18 protein-coding genes and 2 tRNA genes are annotated in these 16,748 nt (G+C 62.3%); 8 read left to right on the top strand and 12 right to left on the bottom strand.

Annotated features, from left to right (window positions below; translation table 11 throughout):
• Positions 1-6: 6 nt before the first annotated feature.
• Both ACZYR5_RS08390 and ACZYR5_RS08395 read right to left on the bottom strand, forming a co-directional pair.
• Entirely contained in the window at positions 7-423 is a 417-nt protein-coding gene (locus ACZYR5_RS08390) for a hypothetical protein (protein WP_489089203.1), read from the bottom strand.
• Between the two features lie 36 nt (positions 424-459).
• Complete coding sequence (locus ACZYR5_RS08395; RefSeq protein WP_489089204.1) at positions 460-1,440, bottom strand: alpha/beta hydrolase family protein; 981 nt, start codon at positions 1,438-1,440, stop codon at positions 460-462.
• A 173-nt stretch (positions 1,441-1,613) separates the two neighbouring features.
• On the opposite strand from ACZYR5_RS08395, the gene ACZYR5_RS08400 reads away from it, so the two are divergent.
• Positions 1,614-2,060 carry a carboxypeptidase regulatory-like domain-containing protein gene (locus tag ACZYR5_RS08400; protein WP_489089205.1) on the top strand — a complete coding sequence of 149 codons (447 nt, stop codon included), beginning with the start codon at positions 1,614-1,616 and terminating at the stop codon, positions 2,058-2,060.
• A 73-nt stretch (positions 2,061-2,133) separates the two neighbouring features.
• Here ACZYR5_RS08400 and ACZYR5_RS08405 read toward each other — a convergent pair whose 3' ends face one another.
• From ACZYR5_RS08405 to ACZYR5_RS08435, 7 genes are all read right to left on the bottom strand, one after another.
• Positions 2,134-2,574: a hypothetical protein gene (locus ACZYR5_RS08405; RefSeq protein ID WP_489089206.1), complete on the bottom strand. Its 441-nt coding sequence runs from the start codon at positions 2,572-2,574 to the stop codon at positions 2,134-2,136.
• A gap of 181 nt (positions 2,575-2,755) precedes the next feature.
• A tRNA-Phe gene (locus tag ACZYR5_RS08410) sits at positions 2,756-2,831 on the bottom strand.
• Positions 2,832-2,907: 76 nt separating this feature from the next.
• Positions 2,908-2,983: transfer RNA gene (locus tag ACZYR5_RS08415), tRNA-Phe, on the bottom strand.
• Positions 2,984-3,086: 103 nt separating this feature from the next.
• Entirely contained in the window at positions 3,087-3,359 is a 273-nt protein-coding gene (locus ACZYR5_RS08420) for an oxidative damage protection protein (RefSeq protein ID WP_489089207.1), read from the bottom strand.
• On the bottom strand, positions 3,356-4,423 hold the full coding sequence (gene mutY, locus ACZYR5_RS08425) for an A/G-specific adenine glycosylase (RefSeq protein WP_489089208.1): 1,068 nt from the start codon (positions 4,421-4,423) through the stop codon (positions 3,356-3,358). The genes ACZYR5_RS08420 and mutY overlap by 4 nt, the downstream gene beginning before the upstream one ends.
• Complete coding sequence (locus ACZYR5_RS08430) at positions 4,420-6,645, bottom strand: AsmA family protein (protein ID WP_489089209.1); 2,226 nt, start codon at positions 6,643-6,645, stop codon at positions 4,420-4,422. Before ACZYR5_RS08430 ends, mutY begins: the two co-directional genes overlap by 4 nt.
• Positions 6,646-6,729: 84 nt before the next feature.
• Positions 6,730-7,128 (bottom strand): acetyl-CoA sensor PanZ family protein, encoded by a 399-nt coding sequence (locus ACZYR5_RS08435; protein ID WP_489089210.1) that lies wholly within the window; start codon positions 7,126-7,128, stop codon positions 6,730-6,732.
• 274 nt (positions 7,129-7,402) lie between these two features.
• On the opposite strand from ACZYR5_RS08435, the gene ACZYR5_RS08440 reads away from it, so the two are divergent.
• The 7 genes from ACZYR5_RS08440 to ACZYR5_RS08470 all read left to right on the top strand — a co-directional run bounded on the left by ACZYR5_RS08440 (position 7,403) and on the right by ACZYR5_RS08470 (position 13,199).
• Positions 7,403-9,064: an OFA family MFS transporter gene (locus ACZYR5_RS08440; protein ID WP_489089211.1), complete on the top strand. Its 1,662-nt coding sequence runs from the start codon at positions 7,403-7,405 to the stop codon at positions 9,062-9,064.
• Between the two features lie 262 nt (positions 9,065-9,326).
• A complete protein-coding gene (hisB, locus tag ACZYR5_RS08445; protein ID WP_027617353.1) occupies positions 9,327-9,920 on the top strand; it encodes an imidazoleglycerol-phosphate dehydratase HisB in 594 nt (197 codons plus the stop codon).
• A complete protein-coding gene (gene hisH / locus ACZYR5_RS08450; RefSeq protein ID WP_489089212.1) occupies positions 9,920-10,558 on the top strand; it encodes an imidazole glycerol phosphate synthase subunit HisH in 639 nt (212 codons plus the stop codon). The genes hisB and hisH overlap by 1 nt, the downstream gene beginning before the upstream one ends.
• Positions 10,558-10,818 (top strand): DUF2164 domain-containing protein, encoded by a 261-nt coding sequence (locus tag ACZYR5_RS08455; RefSeq protein ID WP_489089522.1) that lies wholly within the window; start codon positions 10,558-10,560, stop codon positions 10,816-10,818. Before hisH ends, ACZYR5_RS08455 begins: the two co-directional genes overlap by 1 nt.
• A gap of 42 nt (positions 10,819-10,860) precedes the next feature.
• Positions 10,861-11,598, top strand: coding sequence for a 1-(5-phosphoribosyl)-5-[(5-phosphoribosylamino)methylideneamino]imidazole-4-carboxamide isomerase (gene hisA, locus ACZYR5_RS08460; RefSeq protein WP_489089213.1), 738 nt, complete (start codon positions 10,861-10,863; stop codon positions 11,596-11,598).
• Between the two features lie 9 nt (positions 11,599-11,607).
• Positions 11,608-12,378: an imidazole glycerol phosphate synthase subunit HisF gene (gene hisF, locus ACZYR5_RS08465; RefSeq protein ID WP_027617357.1), complete on the top strand. Its 771-nt coding sequence runs from the start codon at positions 11,608-11,610 to the stop codon at positions 12,376-12,378.
• Positions 12,379-12,443: 65 nt separating this feature from the next.
• Positions 12,444-13,199 (top strand): substrate-binding periplasmic protein, encoded by a 756-nt coding sequence (locus tag ACZYR5_RS08470; protein ID WP_489089214.1) that lies wholly within the window; start codon positions 12,444-12,446, stop codon positions 13,197-13,199.
• On the opposite strand, the gene ACZYR5_RS08475 is transcribed toward ACZYR5_RS08470, so the two are convergent.
• From ACZYR5_RS08475 to ACZYR5_RS08485, 3 genes are read right to left on the bottom strand one after another with little or no spacing between them, the layout of a single operon-like run.
• The gene (locus ACZYR5_RS08475) at positions 13,196-13,975 is read right to left on the bottom strand and encodes a divergent polysaccharide deacetylase family protein (protein WP_489089215.1); all 780 of its coding nucleotides are present in this window, start codon (positions 13,973-13,975) and stop codon (positions 13,196-13,198) included. The two genes, ACZYR5_RS08470 and ACZYR5_RS08475, sit on opposite strands and share 4 nt — an antisense overlap.
• Before the next feature lies 1 nt (position 13,976).
• Positions 13,977-15,284: a S41 family peptidase gene (locus ACZYR5_RS08480; protein WP_489089216.1), complete on the bottom strand. Its 1,308-nt coding sequence runs from the start codon at positions 15,282-15,284 to the stop codon at positions 13,977-13,979.
• A gap of 30 nt (positions 15,285-15,314) precedes the next feature.
• Positions 15,315-16,610: a murein hydrolase activator EnvC family protein gene (locus ACZYR5_RS08485; RefSeq protein WP_489089217.1), complete on the bottom strand. Its 1,296-nt coding sequence runs from the start codon at positions 16,608-16,610 to the stop codon at positions 15,315-15,317.
• Between the last annotated feature and the right edge of the window lie 138 nt (positions 16,611-16,748).

Here is a 16,748-nt window from a genome sequence, read left to right on the forward strand (position 1 = left end):
GTCGTGTCAGTTCGCTGTGTGTTGAGAGGTGGCTGCGATGGCGTCGGAAGCGGCCACGTAGTCGGCCTGGAAAGCCGGTGATTCGATCCACGCCAGCGCGCCGGCTTCGTCGGTCTCGGTGGACCATTGGCGATATTCGATCAGGGCCGCGAGGATGAAGTCCATCGCGCCTTCTTCGCCTTCCTGTTCGAACACCAGTTCCAGCAGCGGGTCTTCGAGGAAGGCTTGGCACATGGCCTGCTGGCTGGTTTTTTCGGCGTCGATCATCTTTTTGAACAGTTCGGTCAGGTCGACTGACTCGAAGTCGATGCGGTCATCGTTCGGGTCCAGCTCCACCTGCGGCGCTGCGCGCTGAGTGCGGTTCTGCTTGGCCTTGGCTTTGGCGCGGGAGGCACGTTTTTGCTGCTTGTTCGCGGAGGCCATGGGCTTCGTTCCGTATTTCGTCGAGAGGGTGCAGGTCTAGTGGCTGCGCGGGACTCGCCGCCCGGGATGATCGGGGGCCAGCTCGCCGTGTTGCAGCCAGGACAATGCAATGGGCCATAGTGTGGCTTGGTATGGGCTGCGAAAAAAGCCGAAATGTCCGACTTGTTGTTCGCCGATGTCTTGTGGGGCGATTCGCAGATGGGTGGTCGAACTGCCGCTGAAGTAGCCGAGCAGGCGTTCGATAGCTGGCACGGTGCCATAGGGATCGTCGCTGAGACTGATGGCCAGGGTGTTCGCGGTCACGCTGGCGAACGGCAGGCTTGAGCCTCTGGCCGCCAGCAGGCGGCCGCTGGGGCGTTGCTCGTAGCGCGCGGTGGAAAAGCTCCAGTCGCGGACCACACCGGCCGGCGTGTCCTCGAGCCAGCCCAGGCGCTTGCCGGGGAAGTAGCCGCAGAACAATGTGACCAGCGGCATCAGCACGTGCCACTTGCCGAGCATCTGCCAGCGCTGGGCCGGTGTGTAGTCGCGCCAGTAGGCGAATTGCGCGCCGACCGTCACCAGGCGGCGGATCACATGCCCGGAATTCGCCAGCCCCGCCGCGCAGCCGCCGAAGCTGTGGCCGACGACATCGATCGGCTGACCGGGAAACTCGCGCTGGGCACGTTTGAGCATGCACTCGAAGTCCAGCGATCCCCAATCCGACCAGCTTGCCTGGAGGTTCTTCATCGACGCCGGGCGCGACTCGCCGATGCCCCGGTAGTCGTAGGTGATGACGTCGAAGCCGTTGGCGAACAGGTAGTCGGCGAAGCGCGAGTAATGCCGGCAGCGCACGGAAGTGGCGGCATTGATGATCACCACGGAGCGGGAGGTGGTCGTGGCGGCCTGGCGCCAGGTGAAGCCACCAAGGGTGAAGCCATCGGCGGCGCGTTCCTGGAACGGCTCGGCGCGCAGGGCGGCGGCAGTCAGCGCCAAGGCCATCTGGGAGGGAGTCGGGGTAGGGGCGTCATGCACAGTCATCGGCTTCGAACCTCGGCGGCTAGCAGGCAACCATAGTCGGCGAAATGCCGATGGACAATCGGCTAGTGCGTTTTGCAGTGGGCTCAAGCGCCAATCAATCTGAAACGACGCCTGGCTCGAGGACCTCCAATGTAGGTAACGAATGGGTTCTTTTGAGCCCGGGAGTTGTCATCATGAAACATGTCCATTCATTCATCGTGCCTGTTGCTGCGCTCGGCTTGCTGATATTTCCGCTGATGGTGCAGGCCGTCAATTACGAGACAATTGACAGCGCCGGGGTGCAGGCGCAGCCGCAACAGCAAAACGGCGTGACCTACCTGTCGGGCGGTATCGGTCTGGACGAGTCGCGCAGCATTCTGCAAGCCCAGGGCTATAACCTGCACATGACGTTCGCCATTGGCGCACAGAACCAGTACACCTCCGATGTCGATGTGACGGTAGAAAAGGCACCGGGGCAGGCCGTGCTCAATCTGGATCATGTCGGGCCGCTGGTGTACGTGCAGTTGCCTGCGGGCAAGTACTCGGTGGTTGCTACGCGTAACGGCGAGGTGCGGCATGACGTGGCGGATATCGGCAATGGCGCCGCAAGAAATCTGGTGTTCCATTGGGCGGGAGAATAGCCGGGCCGGTATCTCGAAGGTTGCCGGCGTCGCGCGAGCGACGCTGGCAACCTACCACCTTGGGGCGATGGATTTAGCGGATGCTGCGGATGTTGCCTTTGTTGCCTTTGACGGTGACCGAGACTTTCTTGAAGAGGAAGTAGTTCTCTTCGTTCACTTCGTAGCGCGGGGCAACGATCAGGTCGGCGCCGGACGATTTGACCGCCTTGTAGGCCGCCGCCGATTTCACCGCGCTCACTGGATCCAGGCCCAGACCACCGAGGCTCAAGCCGCTGTCTGCGCCGTAGGCCACGCCGTCGGCGAACTGGCTATCGTCGCCGAACTTGAATACGCCGAACAGGATGTTGACGGACGACTGGCCGGAGATGGCGTCGCCCACGGCAACGTCGGCCTTCAGGTCGGCCTTGACGGTGCTGTCGATCGGGGAGGAGGGCTGGCTGGTGTTGTAGCTGACGCAACCGCTGGCGGTGGCGATGAGGGTGGAGAGGGCGAAGATCTTCAGAATTGCATTCACTTGCTACTTCCTTGCGTTGGATCATTGAGAGCATTGATTCAGCTTTGTGCAACTGCTCAAGCTTGACCGTGGCAGGGGAGCAACTCTATGAGAGAACTCTCAAACTGTAGGGGCGTGAATGACAAGGGGTAAATCGCAGGCATAAAAAAACCCTGAATCTTGCGATTCAGGGTTTTTGTATTGGTGCCCAGAGACGGAATCGAACCGCCGACACGGGGATTTTCAATCCCCTGCTCTACCGACTGAGCTATCTGGGCGAGATAATAAAAAACCCGCGCTAGGCGGGCTTTTTGTAGCTTTCGGGTGATTTTGACACCACCTGAAATGAATAAGTGGTGCCCAGAGACGGAATCGAACCGCCGACACGGGGATTTTCAATCCCCTGCTCTACCGACTGAGCTATCTGGGCAACGGGGCGCATTAAACGGCTTTTTCCGGGGGTCGTCAAGCGGGTTTTCAGAAAAATTTTAATTTATTCCGTCGCTTACGATCCGACCCCCGATTTTGCGGGGTTATTCCGCTGGTGGAACGTAGCCTTCGGCCTTGGCGTAATCTTCGCCCGAGAAGAACTTGTCCATCTCGCCCTGCAGATATTTGCGGTCTTCGGCGTTCATCATGTTCAAACGCTTCTCGTTGATCAGCAGGGTCTGGTGTTTCTGCCAGTCGGCCCAGGCTTTCTGCGAGACGTGATCGAAAATGTCCTGGCCTTTGGCGCCCGGGAAGGGAGCGCGCTCCAGGCCCGGCAGTTCTTCGTGGTACTTGCGGCACATGATGGTGCGGGTCATGACGACTCTCCTGCGTTCAATACGTCGGCCGCGCGCTTCAGCAGTTTCTTCACCGGGGCGGCAAGGCCCAGGCGCGGCGGGGTGGCGAGGTTATACCAGAGCCAGTCGGCCTCGGCCACGTGCCGGCCGGCCTCCTGGACCTGCACCAGCCAGGGTTCGATAGCCAGTTGGAAATGGCTGAAGGTGTGGACCAGGTTCGGCAGTTCGGTTTGAGTGCCCAGTTGCAGCGAGTGTTGCAGGGCCAGGTGTTCGAGGTCGCCGAGATCATCCAGTTCCGGCAGGCTCCACAGGCCGCCCCACAGGCCCGTGGACGGGCGCCGGTAAAGCAGAATGGCGCCCTCGCGATTGGCCAGCAAGGGCATCAGGGTGCGCTTTTGCGGCACGCTCTTGCGCGGCTTGGGAATCGGGTAGCGGGTTTCCAGGCCCAGCATGTGCGCCTCGCAGCCCTTTTCCAGTGGGCACAGCAGGCAGCTGGGCTTGCTGCGGGTGCAGAGCGTGGCGCCCATGTCCATCATTGCCTGGGTGTAGGCATTGACGCGGTCGTGGGGAGTAAAGCGTTCGGCGGTGGCCCACAGCTGTTTCGCCACCTTGGGCTCGCCCGGGTAGCCCTCTTGCGCGGTAAAGCGCGCCAGCACTCGCTTGACGTTGCCGTCGAGGATCGGTGCGCGCAAGCCCATGCTCAGGCTGGCGATGGCGCCGGCGGTGGACAGGCCGATGCCCGGCAGCTCGGTGAGCTTTTCGACATCGCGGGGAAACTCGCCGCCATACTCGGCGACGACGATTTTCGCGGTCTTCTGCAGGTTGCGCGCACGGGTGTAGTAACCCAGCCCGGTCCACAGGTGCAGCACTTCATCTTCCGGCGCCGCCGCCAGGGCCTCGACCGTCGGCAGCGAGGCCATGAAGCGGTCGAAGTAGTTCAGCACGGTGCTGACCTGAGTCTGCTGCAGCATGATCTCCGAGACCCACACCCGGTAGGGCGTGATGCCCTGTTGCCAGGGCAAATCGTGGCGCCCGTGGCGGTCGTACCAATCGAGCACTGCCGTGGAAAATTGCTCGGATCTCATCGCTTGAACAGCCCCTTGAGTGCGTCTTTGAGTTCCGGGCTGACCTTGTCGCCAAGCTTCTCGTCGATTTTTTCACTGAGTTTGTCGCCGGCCATCTTGCTGGCGACCTGGCCCAGGCGTTCGTTGTCCAGGCGGCAGGCCTTGGCGCCGAGTTCCAGCGGACCGCGGCAGCGCAGCGGCCATTCGACGCCGACGAATTTCTCGCCGACCTGGCAGGCCGGATCCGGCATCTCGCGCTGGTCGCCTTCGACGATGATGCCGACGCGATAGTCCATGCCCAGCACGCGGAGGTCGAGGTCACCGTTGCCGTTGACGGTCATGCCCGGGATGCGCACTTTCAGGTCCGGGTTGCTGGCCACGCCATTACGAAAGGTCAGGTTGCCCTTGAGCTCCTGGAACGGCGTGTCCTTGCCCCGCGGTTCGCCGCTCAGGGTCTTGCGATTGAGGGTGGCGATGCCTTTGCACAGCTGTTGTTCAAGATTGGCGTTGAGCAGCATGCCGTTGTTGATCACGAAGCTGGCGGTGCCGTTGAGGCTGTCGATCAGGGTTTTCTGGCTGTTGCCGCTGGCGGTCAGGTTGCTGTTGAGTGTGACCAGGCCCTTGACCGGTGGATTCTTGCCCTGGCTTTCGAGGATTTTCTCCGCCGGCACCCGGTTGATCGCGGTCTGCATGCTCAGCGCCGGCACCGTCTGGCGCACATCGAGGGTGCCCTTGGCGTTGAACGTGCCGTTGTACAGCTCACCACTGAGGTTCTGCAGGGTCAGCAGGCCGCCCTGGCCAGTGGCCTTGAGCGCGGCGTTCTGAATCGGCAGCTTGTCGAGGGTCAGCTGGCCGAAGGTCAGCTCGGCATCCAGGTCGAGCTTGCTCAGGCGTTCGGTGGGGATCAGCTTGTCGGTGCTCCAGGCGCCCTTGGTCGGCGCATTCGGCAACGGTGTGCTGCCGGCGCCGGCCATGGCATCGGCCTCGGTGCTGCTGACTTCCGCCTGGCGGGCCACGGCGGCGCTGTTGGCTTCGGCGGATTTCGGCGGCAGGTAGCGATCGGCGTTGAAGGTGTCGCCCTTGAGCTGCACGCGCAGGGCCTGTTTGGCGAAATCCTCGACGGCGATGCGACCACTGAAGGTGCTGTCGTCGAGCTTCAGGTTGAGGTTGTCCAGCGCCACGCTGGTGGGGGTCGCGGCGATGCGGCTGACCAGCTCGACCTTGCTCAGGCTGCCTTCGCCCATGGCCGGCAGTTTCTGCCCGATGCTGTCGACGAACTTCGCCAGGTCGAACTGGGCAATCGACAGCGCGCCGCTGATTTGCGGGGTCTTGTCGAGGTCATTGGCCTTCAGTTCGCCGAGTGCGCGCAGCTGGTTGATCGACAGCTTGATGCCGGTCCATTCGGCGACATTCGCCGCTTTATCCACGGCAATTTGCCCCTGGGCGGAGAAGGTCACGGCCTTGCCTTCGAGCGGCTCGCCGGTCAGTTCGCCAGTCAGCTTCATGTCTTCGAACTTGTAGCGCTGCAGGGCGCGTTCGAAGCGCAGCTCGCCATTGAGCTCGCTGCGCACCCGCAGGGCCGGCTGGTTGCTGGAGAGGAAGGCGGTGAGCTTGACGTCGATATTGGTCGAGTCATGCACCGGGCCGGTGCTCAGCTGGATGCTTTCGGCGCTGAACTGTTTGCCGGTGCGCTCGTCGGTGTATTCCACACGGGCGTTGTTGACGGTCAGGCTGTCGATGTCGAGGCGCATGGGCTGCGCCGGCTTTTCCACGTTGGCCGGGGTTTCGCTGGTGGGCGCAGGGCTGGTCGCCGGGGTGCCGGTGCTGTTCGCCACGGGGGCGGCCTTGCCAATGTCTTCCCAGTTGCCGTGGCCGTCCTTGTCGCGGTTCAGGCGCAGGTTCAGGCCTTCGACGCGCACATCGCTCATCTGCACTTCGCGGCGCAGCAGCGGCAGCACGCGGACCGACAGGCCGAGCATCTGCAGGTCGGCGAAGGGGGCGCTGGGGTTGGCCAGGGTCGCGACGCTGGCTTCATGCAGCTCGAGGCCGAGCCAGGGGAACAGGCTCCAGCCGATATCGCCATTGAGCGTCAGCTCGATGTGGGCCTTGTCGCGGGCAATCTGGCGAATCTCGTCTTTGTAGTCATTGGGGTCAAACCAGTGGGTCAGGGCAAAGCCCAGGGCCACAATGACCAGCAATAGCCCGAGAAGTACCAGACCCAGGATTTTGCCGAACGCTTTCATGGGCGAGTCCTTGTAGAGAGTCGAATTCGAAATTTAGCCGGGGAGTATAGCGCCCCGAAACTGACGACTGGTCAGCGATCACATTTACAGCAGGTCCAGCGGCAGCTTGAGCTTGGCGGCCAGCGCCTGTACCTCGAGGTGGCCGGCGGGGGCCAGCAGGTGCAAGGTCGCGCCCGCGCGCTCGGCCATGCTGCGGGCTTCGCTGACCAGGCGCTCGGCCACCCCGCGGCGTCGAGTGACCTTGCGCACGCACAGTTGGGACAGCTGCCACACGGTCGCCTGGCGATGCAGTCGCGCAGCGCCCAGCAGGCGGTCATTGAAGCGCCCGGCGATCAGGCTGCCGTCAGACAGACTATCTTCAATCAGTTGGCGTTCATCGGCGTAGGGCGCGAACAGCCACTGCGGGGCGTCCTGATAAATTTTCTGCAGATCCTGCTGATCCTGATAGCTGGGGGTGTGCAGCGATTCGACAACGATGGGCATGGGAATTCCTTGCAGAGAGCGATCCTGACTGTTCGCTCCGGGGTTAAAACGGCTTTTTGCCGGGTGATCGACGCAAATCACCTGAAAAAAGGCCTGGTCGGTCAGGTTTTTCCAGGGCAGGCAAATGCTACCCTGCGGCCGTTCGTCGGTATCGCTGCGACCTGTTGTCGCGCAGAGCGTTGCTTCATTCGAAAAAACGGCCATGCCTGGTGTGCAACAAGGCCGGGAACGAGGTCAATCCGGCGAACCATACTAATAATTGGGGGAAACACAAATGAGCACGAGCACCGTGGCCGGCAATAGTGCCGCCGAGCCGGCGTTCCTGTCCAAGGAACGCATCATCGCCAAGCCCGGTTTCAACCGTTGGCTGGTTCCACCGGCCGCATTGGCCATCCACTTGTGCATCGGCATGGCCTATGGCTTCTCGGTGTTCTGGCTGCCGTTGTCCAAGGCGCTGGGGATCACCGCGCCGGTGGCCTGTGCGCCGGACATGAGCTTCATCGCGCAGGTTTTCTCGTCGCAGTGCGACTGGCCGATCTCGATGCTCGGCTGGATCTACACCCTGTTCTTCATCTTCCTCGGTTGTTCGGCAGCCATCTGGGGCGGCTGGCTGGAGCACGCCGGGCCGCGCAAGGCCGGTGTGGTGTCGGCGCTGTGCTGGTGCGGCGGCCTGCTGATTTCGGCGCTGGGTATCTATACCCACCAGATCTGGCTGATGTGGCTCGGCTCCGGCGTCATCGGCGGGATTGGCCTGGGCCTGGGCTACATTTCCCCGGTCTCGACCCTGATCAAGTGGTTCCCGGACAAGCGCGGCATGGCCACCGGCATGGCGATCATGGGGTTCGGCGGTGGTGCCATGGTCGGCGCGCCATTGGCGGCGGCCCTGATGGGCCATTTTGCTTCGCCCAGCGGCGTGGGCGTGTGGCAGAGCTTCCTGGTGATGGCTGCCATCTACCTGGTGTTCATGCTCGGCGGCGCGATGTCCTACCGAGTGCCGCCGACCGGCTGGAAGCCTGAAGGCTGGACGCCGCCGGAGAAAAAAACCGCGAACGCGATGATCACCCATCGCCATGTGCACGTGAACGTTGCGTGGAAAACCCCGCAGTTCCGCCTGGTCTGGCTGGTGTTGTGCCTGAACGTTTCGGCCGGTATCGGCATCCTCGGCATGGCTTCGCCGCTGTTGCAGGAAGTGTTCGGCGGCAAGCTGCTGGGCAATGACTTGCCTTTCGGCGCGCTGGATGCCGGACAATTGGCCTCGATTGCGGCGATCGCGGCGGGCTTCACCGGCTTGCTGAGCCTGTTCAACATCGGCGGGCGCTTCTTCTGGGCGTCGTTTTCCGACTACCTGGGACGAAAAAATACCTACTTCGTGTTCTTCGCCCTGGGTTTCGCCCTCTATGCGCTGATCCCGAATCTCGGACACCTGGGTAACGTTTCGCTGTTTGTCGCGGCGTTCTGCATCATTCTCTCGATGTACGGCGGCGGTTTTGCCACCGTGCCGGCGTATCTGGCCGACCTGTTCGGTACGCAAATGGTCGGCGCGATCCACGGTCGACTGCTGACGGCCTGGGCCGCGGCGGGCGTGCTGGGGCCGGTGCTGGTGAACTATCTGCGTGAGTATCAGCTGAGCATCGGCGTCGAGCGTGCGGCGGCCTATGACATCACCCTGTACATCCTCGCCGGCCTGCTGGTGCTCGGGTTCCTGTGCAATCTGCTGGTGCGGCCGGTGGCCGACAAGTACTTCATGACCGACGCCGAACTGGCCGCCGAACAGGCGCTGGGCCACGACAAGGGCGCCAACAGCAGCACGGTGCTGGAGTGGAAAGCCTCCTCGGGTAGCGTGCCGTTGGCGGTGGCTGCCTGGCTGGCGGTGGGGATTCCGTTGGCGTGGGGGATCTGGGTGACGTTGCAGAAGACGGCAGTGTTGTTCCACTGACACCGCTGCCCCTGTGTAGGAGCGAGCTTGCTCGCGAAAGCGGTCTGACAGTCGACGACGATGTTGAATGTGGGGTCCCCTTCGCGAGCAAGCTCGCTCCTACAGGTTTCTTCAGGCATGGCCGATATGCCTTGTATGGACATGTCTATCCCCGCAAATACGGGCTTCTATCCGTCAGCCATCTCACCTCGCATGTTTCTGTTTCCGGCCCGCGCGCCTATACTGGCTGCCTTTTTCGCCCAATGATTTTGCGGAGCTGGTGATGGCCGAACGTATTGCCTCCGTCGAGCGCGACACTCTGGAAACCCAGATCAAAGCCTCGATCAACCTGGATGGCACCGGAAAGGCCCGATTTGATATCGGTGTACCTTTTCTTGAGCACATGCTGGACCAGATCGCCCGTCACGGGCTGATCGACCTGGATATCGAGAGCAAGGGCGACCTGCATATCGACGATCACCACACCGTGGAAGACGTCGGTATCACCCTGGGCCAAGCCTTCAGCAAAGCCATTGGCGACAAGAAAGGCATCCGTCGCTACGGCCACGCCTACGTGCCGCTCGACGAAGCGCTGTCGCGCGTGGTGATCGACTTCTCCGGCCGTCCTGGCCTGCAGATGCACGTTCCCTACACCCGTGCGACCGTCGGTGGCTTCGACGTCGACCTGTTCCAGGAATTCTTCCAGGGCTTCGTCAACCACGCCAACGTCACCCTGCACATCGACAATCTGCGTGGGCACAACACCCACCACCAGATCGAAACCGTGTTCAAGGCTTTCGGCCGCGCCTTGCGCATGGCCGTCGAACTGGATGACCGCATGGCCGGGCAAATGCCTTCGACCAAGGGCGTCCTGTAATGCAGACCGTTGCGGTAATCGATTACGGCATGGGCAACCTGCATTCGGTGGCCAAGGCGCTGGAGCACGTCGGTGCCGGCAAGGTACTGATCACCAGCGATGCCGCTGTGATTCGCGAAGCCGACCGGGTGGTTTTTCCCGGGGTCGGCGCGATTCGCGACTGCATGGCGGAAATCCGGCGCCTGGGCTTCGACTCGCTGGTTCGCGAAGTCAGCCAGGACCGGCCGTTCCTCGGCATTTGCGTGGGCATGCAAGCCTTGCTCGACCACAGTGAAGAGAACGATGGCGTCGACTGCATCGGCCTGTTCCCCGGTCAGGTGAAGTTCTTCGGCAAGGACCTGCACGAAGACGGCGAACACTTGAAAGTCCCGCACATGGGCTGGAACGAAGTGCAGCAGACGGTGGATCACCCGCTGTGGCACGAGATCCCGGACCTGGCGCGTTTCTACTTCGTGCACAGCTACTACATCGCCGCGGGTAATCCGCGCCAGGTGGTGGGTGGCGGTCACTACGGCAACAATTTCGCTGCTGCGCTGGCCGAAGGCTCGCGCTTCGCCGTGCAGTTCCACCCGGAGAAGAGCCATTCCCATGGCCTGCAGTTGCTGCAGAACTTCGCTGCGTGGGACGGTCGCTGGTAATGGCAGCCAAGAAATCCAAGCCGCCGATCCTCACGCTCACCGCCGAGCAGGAGAACGAGGCCAACAGCAAGATCAAGCGGTTCATGGAGGACCGCTTCGAACTCGACCTCGGTACGTTCGAGGCGGCTGAGATTCTTGAGCTGTTTACCCGCGAAATTGCTCCGCACTATTACAACCGGGCGATTTTCGATGTGCAGACACACCTCAAAGAGAGGTTTGAAAGCATCGAAAGCGACCTGTGGGCGCTCGAAAAAAACTGATTTCCGAGCAACGCTGAAAAATCGAATTGAAGGTTTTGCCAGATGCTGATTATTCCCGCTATCGATCTCAAAGACGGTGCCTGTGTACGTCTGCGCCAGGGCCGCATGGAAGATTCCACGGTGTTCTCCGATGACCCGGTGAGCATGGCCGCCAAATGGGTGGAGGGCGGCTGCCGTCGTCTGCATCTGGTCGACCTGAACGGCGCCTTCGAAGGCCAGCCGGTCAACGGCGAAGTCGTCACTGCGATTGCCAAGCGCTACCCGAACCTGCCGATCCAGATCGGCGGCGGCATTCGTTCGCTGGAAACCATCGAGCACTACGTCAAGGCTGGCGTGAGCTACGTGATCATCGGCACCAAGGCGGTGAAAGATCCGGCGTTCGTCGCCGAAGCCTGCCGCGCGTTCCCGGGCAAAGTGATCGTCGGCCTGGATGCCAAGGACGGTTTCGTCGCCACCGACGGCTGGGCTGAAATCAGCACCGTGCAGGTGATCGACCTGGCTAGGCAGTTCGAAGCCGACGGTGTGTCCGCCATCGTTTATACCGACATCGCCAAAGACGGCATGATGCAGGGCTGCAACGTGCCCTTCACCGCAGCGCTGGCAGCGGCCACGAGCATTCCGGTGATCGCTTCGGGCGGTATCCACAACCTGGGCGACATCAAGACCCTGCTCGACGCCAAGGCCCCCGGCATCATCGGCGCCATTACCGGTCGCGCGATCTACGAAGGCACTCTCGACGTCGCCGAGGCGCAAGCCTTCTGCGATTCGTACAAAGGCTGAGGACTGACCATGGCGCTGGCCAAACGCATCATCCCTTGCCTGGACGTGGACAACGGCCGGGTGGTCAAGGGTGTGAAGTTCGAGAACATCCGTGACGCCGGCGATCCGGTGGAAATTGCCCGTCGCTATGACGAGCAGGGTGCCGACGAGATTACCTTTCTCGACATCACCGCCAGCGTCGACGGCCGCGACACCACGCTGCACACCGTCGAGCGCATGGCCAGCCAGGTGTTCATCCCGCTGACCGTCGGCGGTGGCGTGCGCACCGTGCAGGACATTCGCAACCTGCTCAATGCCGGTGCGGACAAGGTCTCGATCAACACCGCCGCGGTGTTCAACCCGGAATTCGTCGGCGAAGCCGCGCAGCACTTCGGCTCGCAGTGCATCGTCGTCGCCATCGATGCCAAGAAGGTTTCGCTGCCGGGCGAAACCCCGCGCTGGGAAATCTTCACCCATGGTGGACGCAAACCGACCGGGCTGGATGCGGTGGAGTGGGCGAAGAAGATGGAAGGCCTGGGTGCCGGTGAAATCCTGCTGACCAGCATGGACCAGGACGGCATGAAAAGCGGCTTCGACCTCGGTGTAACCCGCGCCATCAGCGATGCGCTGGGCATCCCGGTGATCGCCTCCGGCGGCGTCGGCAACCTGCAGCATCTGGCCGACGGCATCCTCGAAGGTCACGCCAGTGCAGTGCTGGCGGCCAGTATCTTCCACTTCGGCGAGTACACCGTGCCGGAAGCGAAGGCCTACATGGCGGCACGCGGGATCGTGGTTCGCTAAAGGCCAGTGGACAGCATGGCGGGCTCAAGGCAAGCTTGGGCACGCCATGGATTTCGGTAGCCGACATGCTCAGACGCCTTCTCCTCGTTCTCGCCAGTGCCTCGTTGCTGTTATCCAGCCCACTGCGCGCCGCAGAAAGCATCAACACCGACCTGGTGTTGCTGACGGAAAACTTCCCGCCCTACAACATGGCGAAGAACGGCAAGAACTTCGCTCAGGACGAGAATATCGACGGCATTGCCGTGGACATCGTCCGGGAAATGTTCAAACGCACCGACCTCACCTACAGCCTGACCCTGCGTTTCCCCTGGGAGCGTGTCTACAAGCTCGCCCTCGAAAACCCCGGCTACGGCGCCTTCGTCATGGCACGCCTGCCGGACCGCGAGAAGTTGTTCAAATGGGTCGGCCCCCTGGGCCCGGACGACTGGATCCTGCTCGCCAGGGCCGACAGCAAGATCACCCTCGAATCCCTGGAGCAGGCGCGCAAGTACAAGATCGGCGCCTACAAGGGCGACGCCATTGCGCAAACCCTGACCAAGCAGGGGCTCAAGCCGATTGTGGTACTGCGCGACCAGGACAACGCGAAGAAGCTGGTCAATGGTCAGATTGATCTGTGGGCCACTGGTGACCCGGCTGGCCGCTACCTGGCGCGCCAGGACGGCGTGACCGGGCTGAAGACCGTGCTGCGTTTCAACAGCGCGCAGTTGTACCTGGCGCTGAACAAGGACGTCTCCGACGAAACCGTCGCCAAGCTGCAGGCCGCGCTGGACAAGTTGCGCGCCGAAGGCGTGGTCGACGACATCATGGCGCGCTATCTCTAGCGGTAACGCCCATCCTTGCCATGCCCGGCCATCGCCTGGTTGCTGCGCAGGCTGATCATCGACTTGATATCAATCCACTCGACGCCCTGGGCCTTGAGCCGGGGCAGTTCGCGCTCCAGCACCGCCAGCGTCTGCGGATAAGGGTGGCCGATCATCACCGCCGAGCCCTGTTTGCGCGCCAGGCTGATGGCGGTTTGCAGTTGCCCGAGGATCGCCGCCTCGGTGCGCACATCATCGAGGAATACATCCCGCGACAGGCTCGCCAGGCCGATTTTCTGCGCTTCGGCAGCAGCAACGGTCTGGGCGCTTGTGCGACTGTCGAGGAAAAACTTGTGGCGCCGCTGCAACTCGGCCATCAACCAGGTCATGGCGGGGCGCTGGGCGGTCATGCGGCTGCCCATGTGGTTGTTGATGCCCGCCGTATAGGGCACGGCCTTGAAGGCTGCATTCAGGCGACTCTGCAATTCTTCGATGGGCAATTCAGGGTGCCAGGCGAACGGCCCGGTGGCCGGGTCCATGGGCATGTGCAGGATCACGATCTTGCCGGCGCGGTGCGCCTCGCGGGCGAATTCGGCGGCGTGGGGCGTGTCGGGCATGACGGCGGCTGTCACCGGGCCGGGCAGGCTGAGCACGCGCCGGTCCCGGGGCAGGTTCTGTCCCAGGTCATCGATGATCAGGCTCAGGTAAGCCTTGTGCGTGGGGGAGGCCTGGGCCAGGGTCGCATGGGCGACGCTGGCCAGGCAGCACAACAGGCAGAGGATGCCGCGCAAACCCATCTCAGCGGCTACGGGTGATGCTCAGGCCCTTGAGCAGGCTCAATGCCTGGGCCAGCTGGTAGTCATCATCCTGTGGCATCGGCTTGGCCTTGGCGCCCGAACCGCTCGGCTTGTCGGCGCCGCCGTTGCCATTGCCCAGGTGGCCTTGCAGGTCGGCTTCCTTGAAGTACTCGCTGTCCTGCTCGTTGGTGATCTTCGCCCGGCGCACTTCGATGTCCGGGACGATGCCCTGGGCCTGGATCGAACGGCCGTTGGGGGTGAAGTACAGCGCTGTGGTGATTTTCAGCGCGCGGTCGTTGTTCAGCGGCAGCACGGTTTGCACCGAGCCCTTGCCGAAACTGGTGGTGCCCATGACCACCGCGCGTTTCTGGTCCTGCAGGGCGCCGGCGACGATTTCCGAGGCCGAGGCACTGCCACCGTTGATCAGTACCACCATTGGCACGGCTTCGCTTTCGTCCTTGCCGGTGGCGGAGAAGCGCAGCTCGGAGTTGGCGATTCGGCCCTTGGTGTAGACGATCAGGCCTTTGGTGATGAAGTGGTCGACCACTTCCACCGCCGATTGCAGGACGCCGCCCGGGTTGTTGCGCAGGTCGAGGACGATGCCGCTGAGCTTCTTGCCGTTTTCCTTGCGCAGCTTGGCCAGGGCCTGGGACACCTCGTCACCGGTCTTGACCTGGAACTGGGTAATGCGGATGTAGCCGTAGCCCGACTCCAGCAACTGGGCCTTGACGCTCTTGACCTGGATGGTCGCGCGGGCCAGCGTCACGTCGAATGGCGTACCGCCGTCACGCACCAGGGTCAGGGTGATCTTCTCGCCGATCTTGCCGCGCATGCGGTCCACGGCTTCAGTCAGGCTCTGGCCGCGGGTCGGCTGGCCATTGATCTTGACGATGAAGTCACCGGCCTGGATGCCGGCCTTGGACGCAGGGGTGTCGTCGATCGGCGAGACCACCTTGATGAAGCCGTCTTCGGAGCCGACTTCGATGCCCAGGCCGCCGAATTCGCCGCTGGTGCTTTCCTGCAGCTCGGCAAAGTCTTCCGGGCCCAGATAGGCGGAATGCGGATCGAGGTTGCTGAGCATGCCCTTGATCGCGTTTTCCAGCAGGGTCTTGTCGTCGACCGGCTCTACATAAGCTGCCTTGATCCGGTCCATGACCTCGGCAAAGGTGCGCAGCTCGTCCAGCGGCAGTGGCGCCTTGGTGGTCGCGGCCGAGGTCGAGGAGGCGGGCTCGGCGGCAAACACCAGGGGCGCGCCGATCACCAGGGCGATCGTCAGGGCCAGCGAATTGAGGCGGGACAAATGCAGCATGTCGAACGAACTCCTGAGTTAGGTGGCGCCCTATCCTTGCGCGCGACACCATTGTGCCGGATCACTCGGGTGACCCTGCTGACGAATAGCGAAATACAGGGCGGGCGTGTCCTGGCCACCACTGTTACCGACCGTGGAGATGGACTCCCCGGCCTTGACCACATCGCCGGCTGACTTGAGCAGCGTCTGATTGTGGCCATACAAACTTAGAAAACCGTTGCCGTGGTCGAGAATCACCAGCAGGCCGGCACCGCGCAACCAGTCGGCGAATACCACGCGGCCGCCATGCACGGCGTGCACCTGGCTGCCGGCGGAGGCGCTGATCATCACGCCGTCCCACTTGGTGCGGGCGTCATCGCCGCGGGTCTCGCCAAAGCGTGCTAGCAATCGACCATCAACTGGCCATGGAAGTTTTCCCCGGGTTGCCGAAAAAGCCCCGCCGAAGGTTTCGCCGGAGCTGGAAACCAGTGCGCCAGGCGTTGGCCGGGTGATTTTGCGTGGGGCGTCAGTTTCGGCGTCTGCCGCGGCCTGGGCCTCACGTAAACGCTTTTTTTCTGCTTCCTGCTGGGCGATCAGCGCTTTCTGCCGCGCTTCTTCTGCCTCTCGGGCCTGGCGGGCCAGGGTTTCCTCGATGGTCTTGAGTACTTTAGACAGGTCGGCCTGATCCTGCTCGCGGGCTTGCAGCTTCTGGTCGCGGTCTTTGACGTCGGTGTTGAGCTTGGCCAGCACCAGTTGACGTTCCTTGCGCACTTTGTCGAGTTCGTCGCGCTGGCTGTCGAGGCTGCTTTTCTGCACCAGCAACTGGGCCTGTTGCTGGTTGATTTCCTGCTCGACGTTGGCCAGTTGGCGCAGGGTTTCGTTGAAATTCTTCAGCTGCTCCAGGCGGGCCTGGCTCAGGTAGTCGTAATAGGTGAGGGTGCGGGCGAATTTCTCGGGGTTCTGCTGGTTGAGCAGCAACTTGAGGTATTCCTGGCGGCCGTTCTGGTAGGCCGCGCGGGCCTGGGTGGCGATCAGTTGTTGCTGTTCAGTGCGCGCGCTCTGGAGTTTTTTTTTCTCGGCATCGAGTCGCTTCAGCTCGGATTCGCTTTTCTGCAGCTCTTTTTGCAGGGCATCGACCTGCTTTTCGAGCTTGCCCATCTCGGTCTCGGTGCCCTTGAGCTCTTTCTGCACGCCGGATTTTTCTTCCTGCAGCTTGCCCAGCAGCTTTTTCAGCTCGGCAATATCCTGACGCGTGGCGTCCAACTGTTGTTGGGTTTGCGCGCGCTCGTCAGCGAAGGCCGGTTGGAGCAGGCAGGTCAGAGCGAGGGCTATCAGGACGCGGAGCATAGAGGTGGGTAACACCAGGGGGAAAAAAGACAGCTTAGTATGCCCGCCATGGCCGGCAAAAAAAATGCCCTTTTCCGAGTGTGTGATAACTGGATGGAAAAACCCCGTAACAACCTGTAGGAGCGAGCTTGCTCGCGA

Source organism: Pseudomonas sp. F007, from assembly GCF_057814275.1.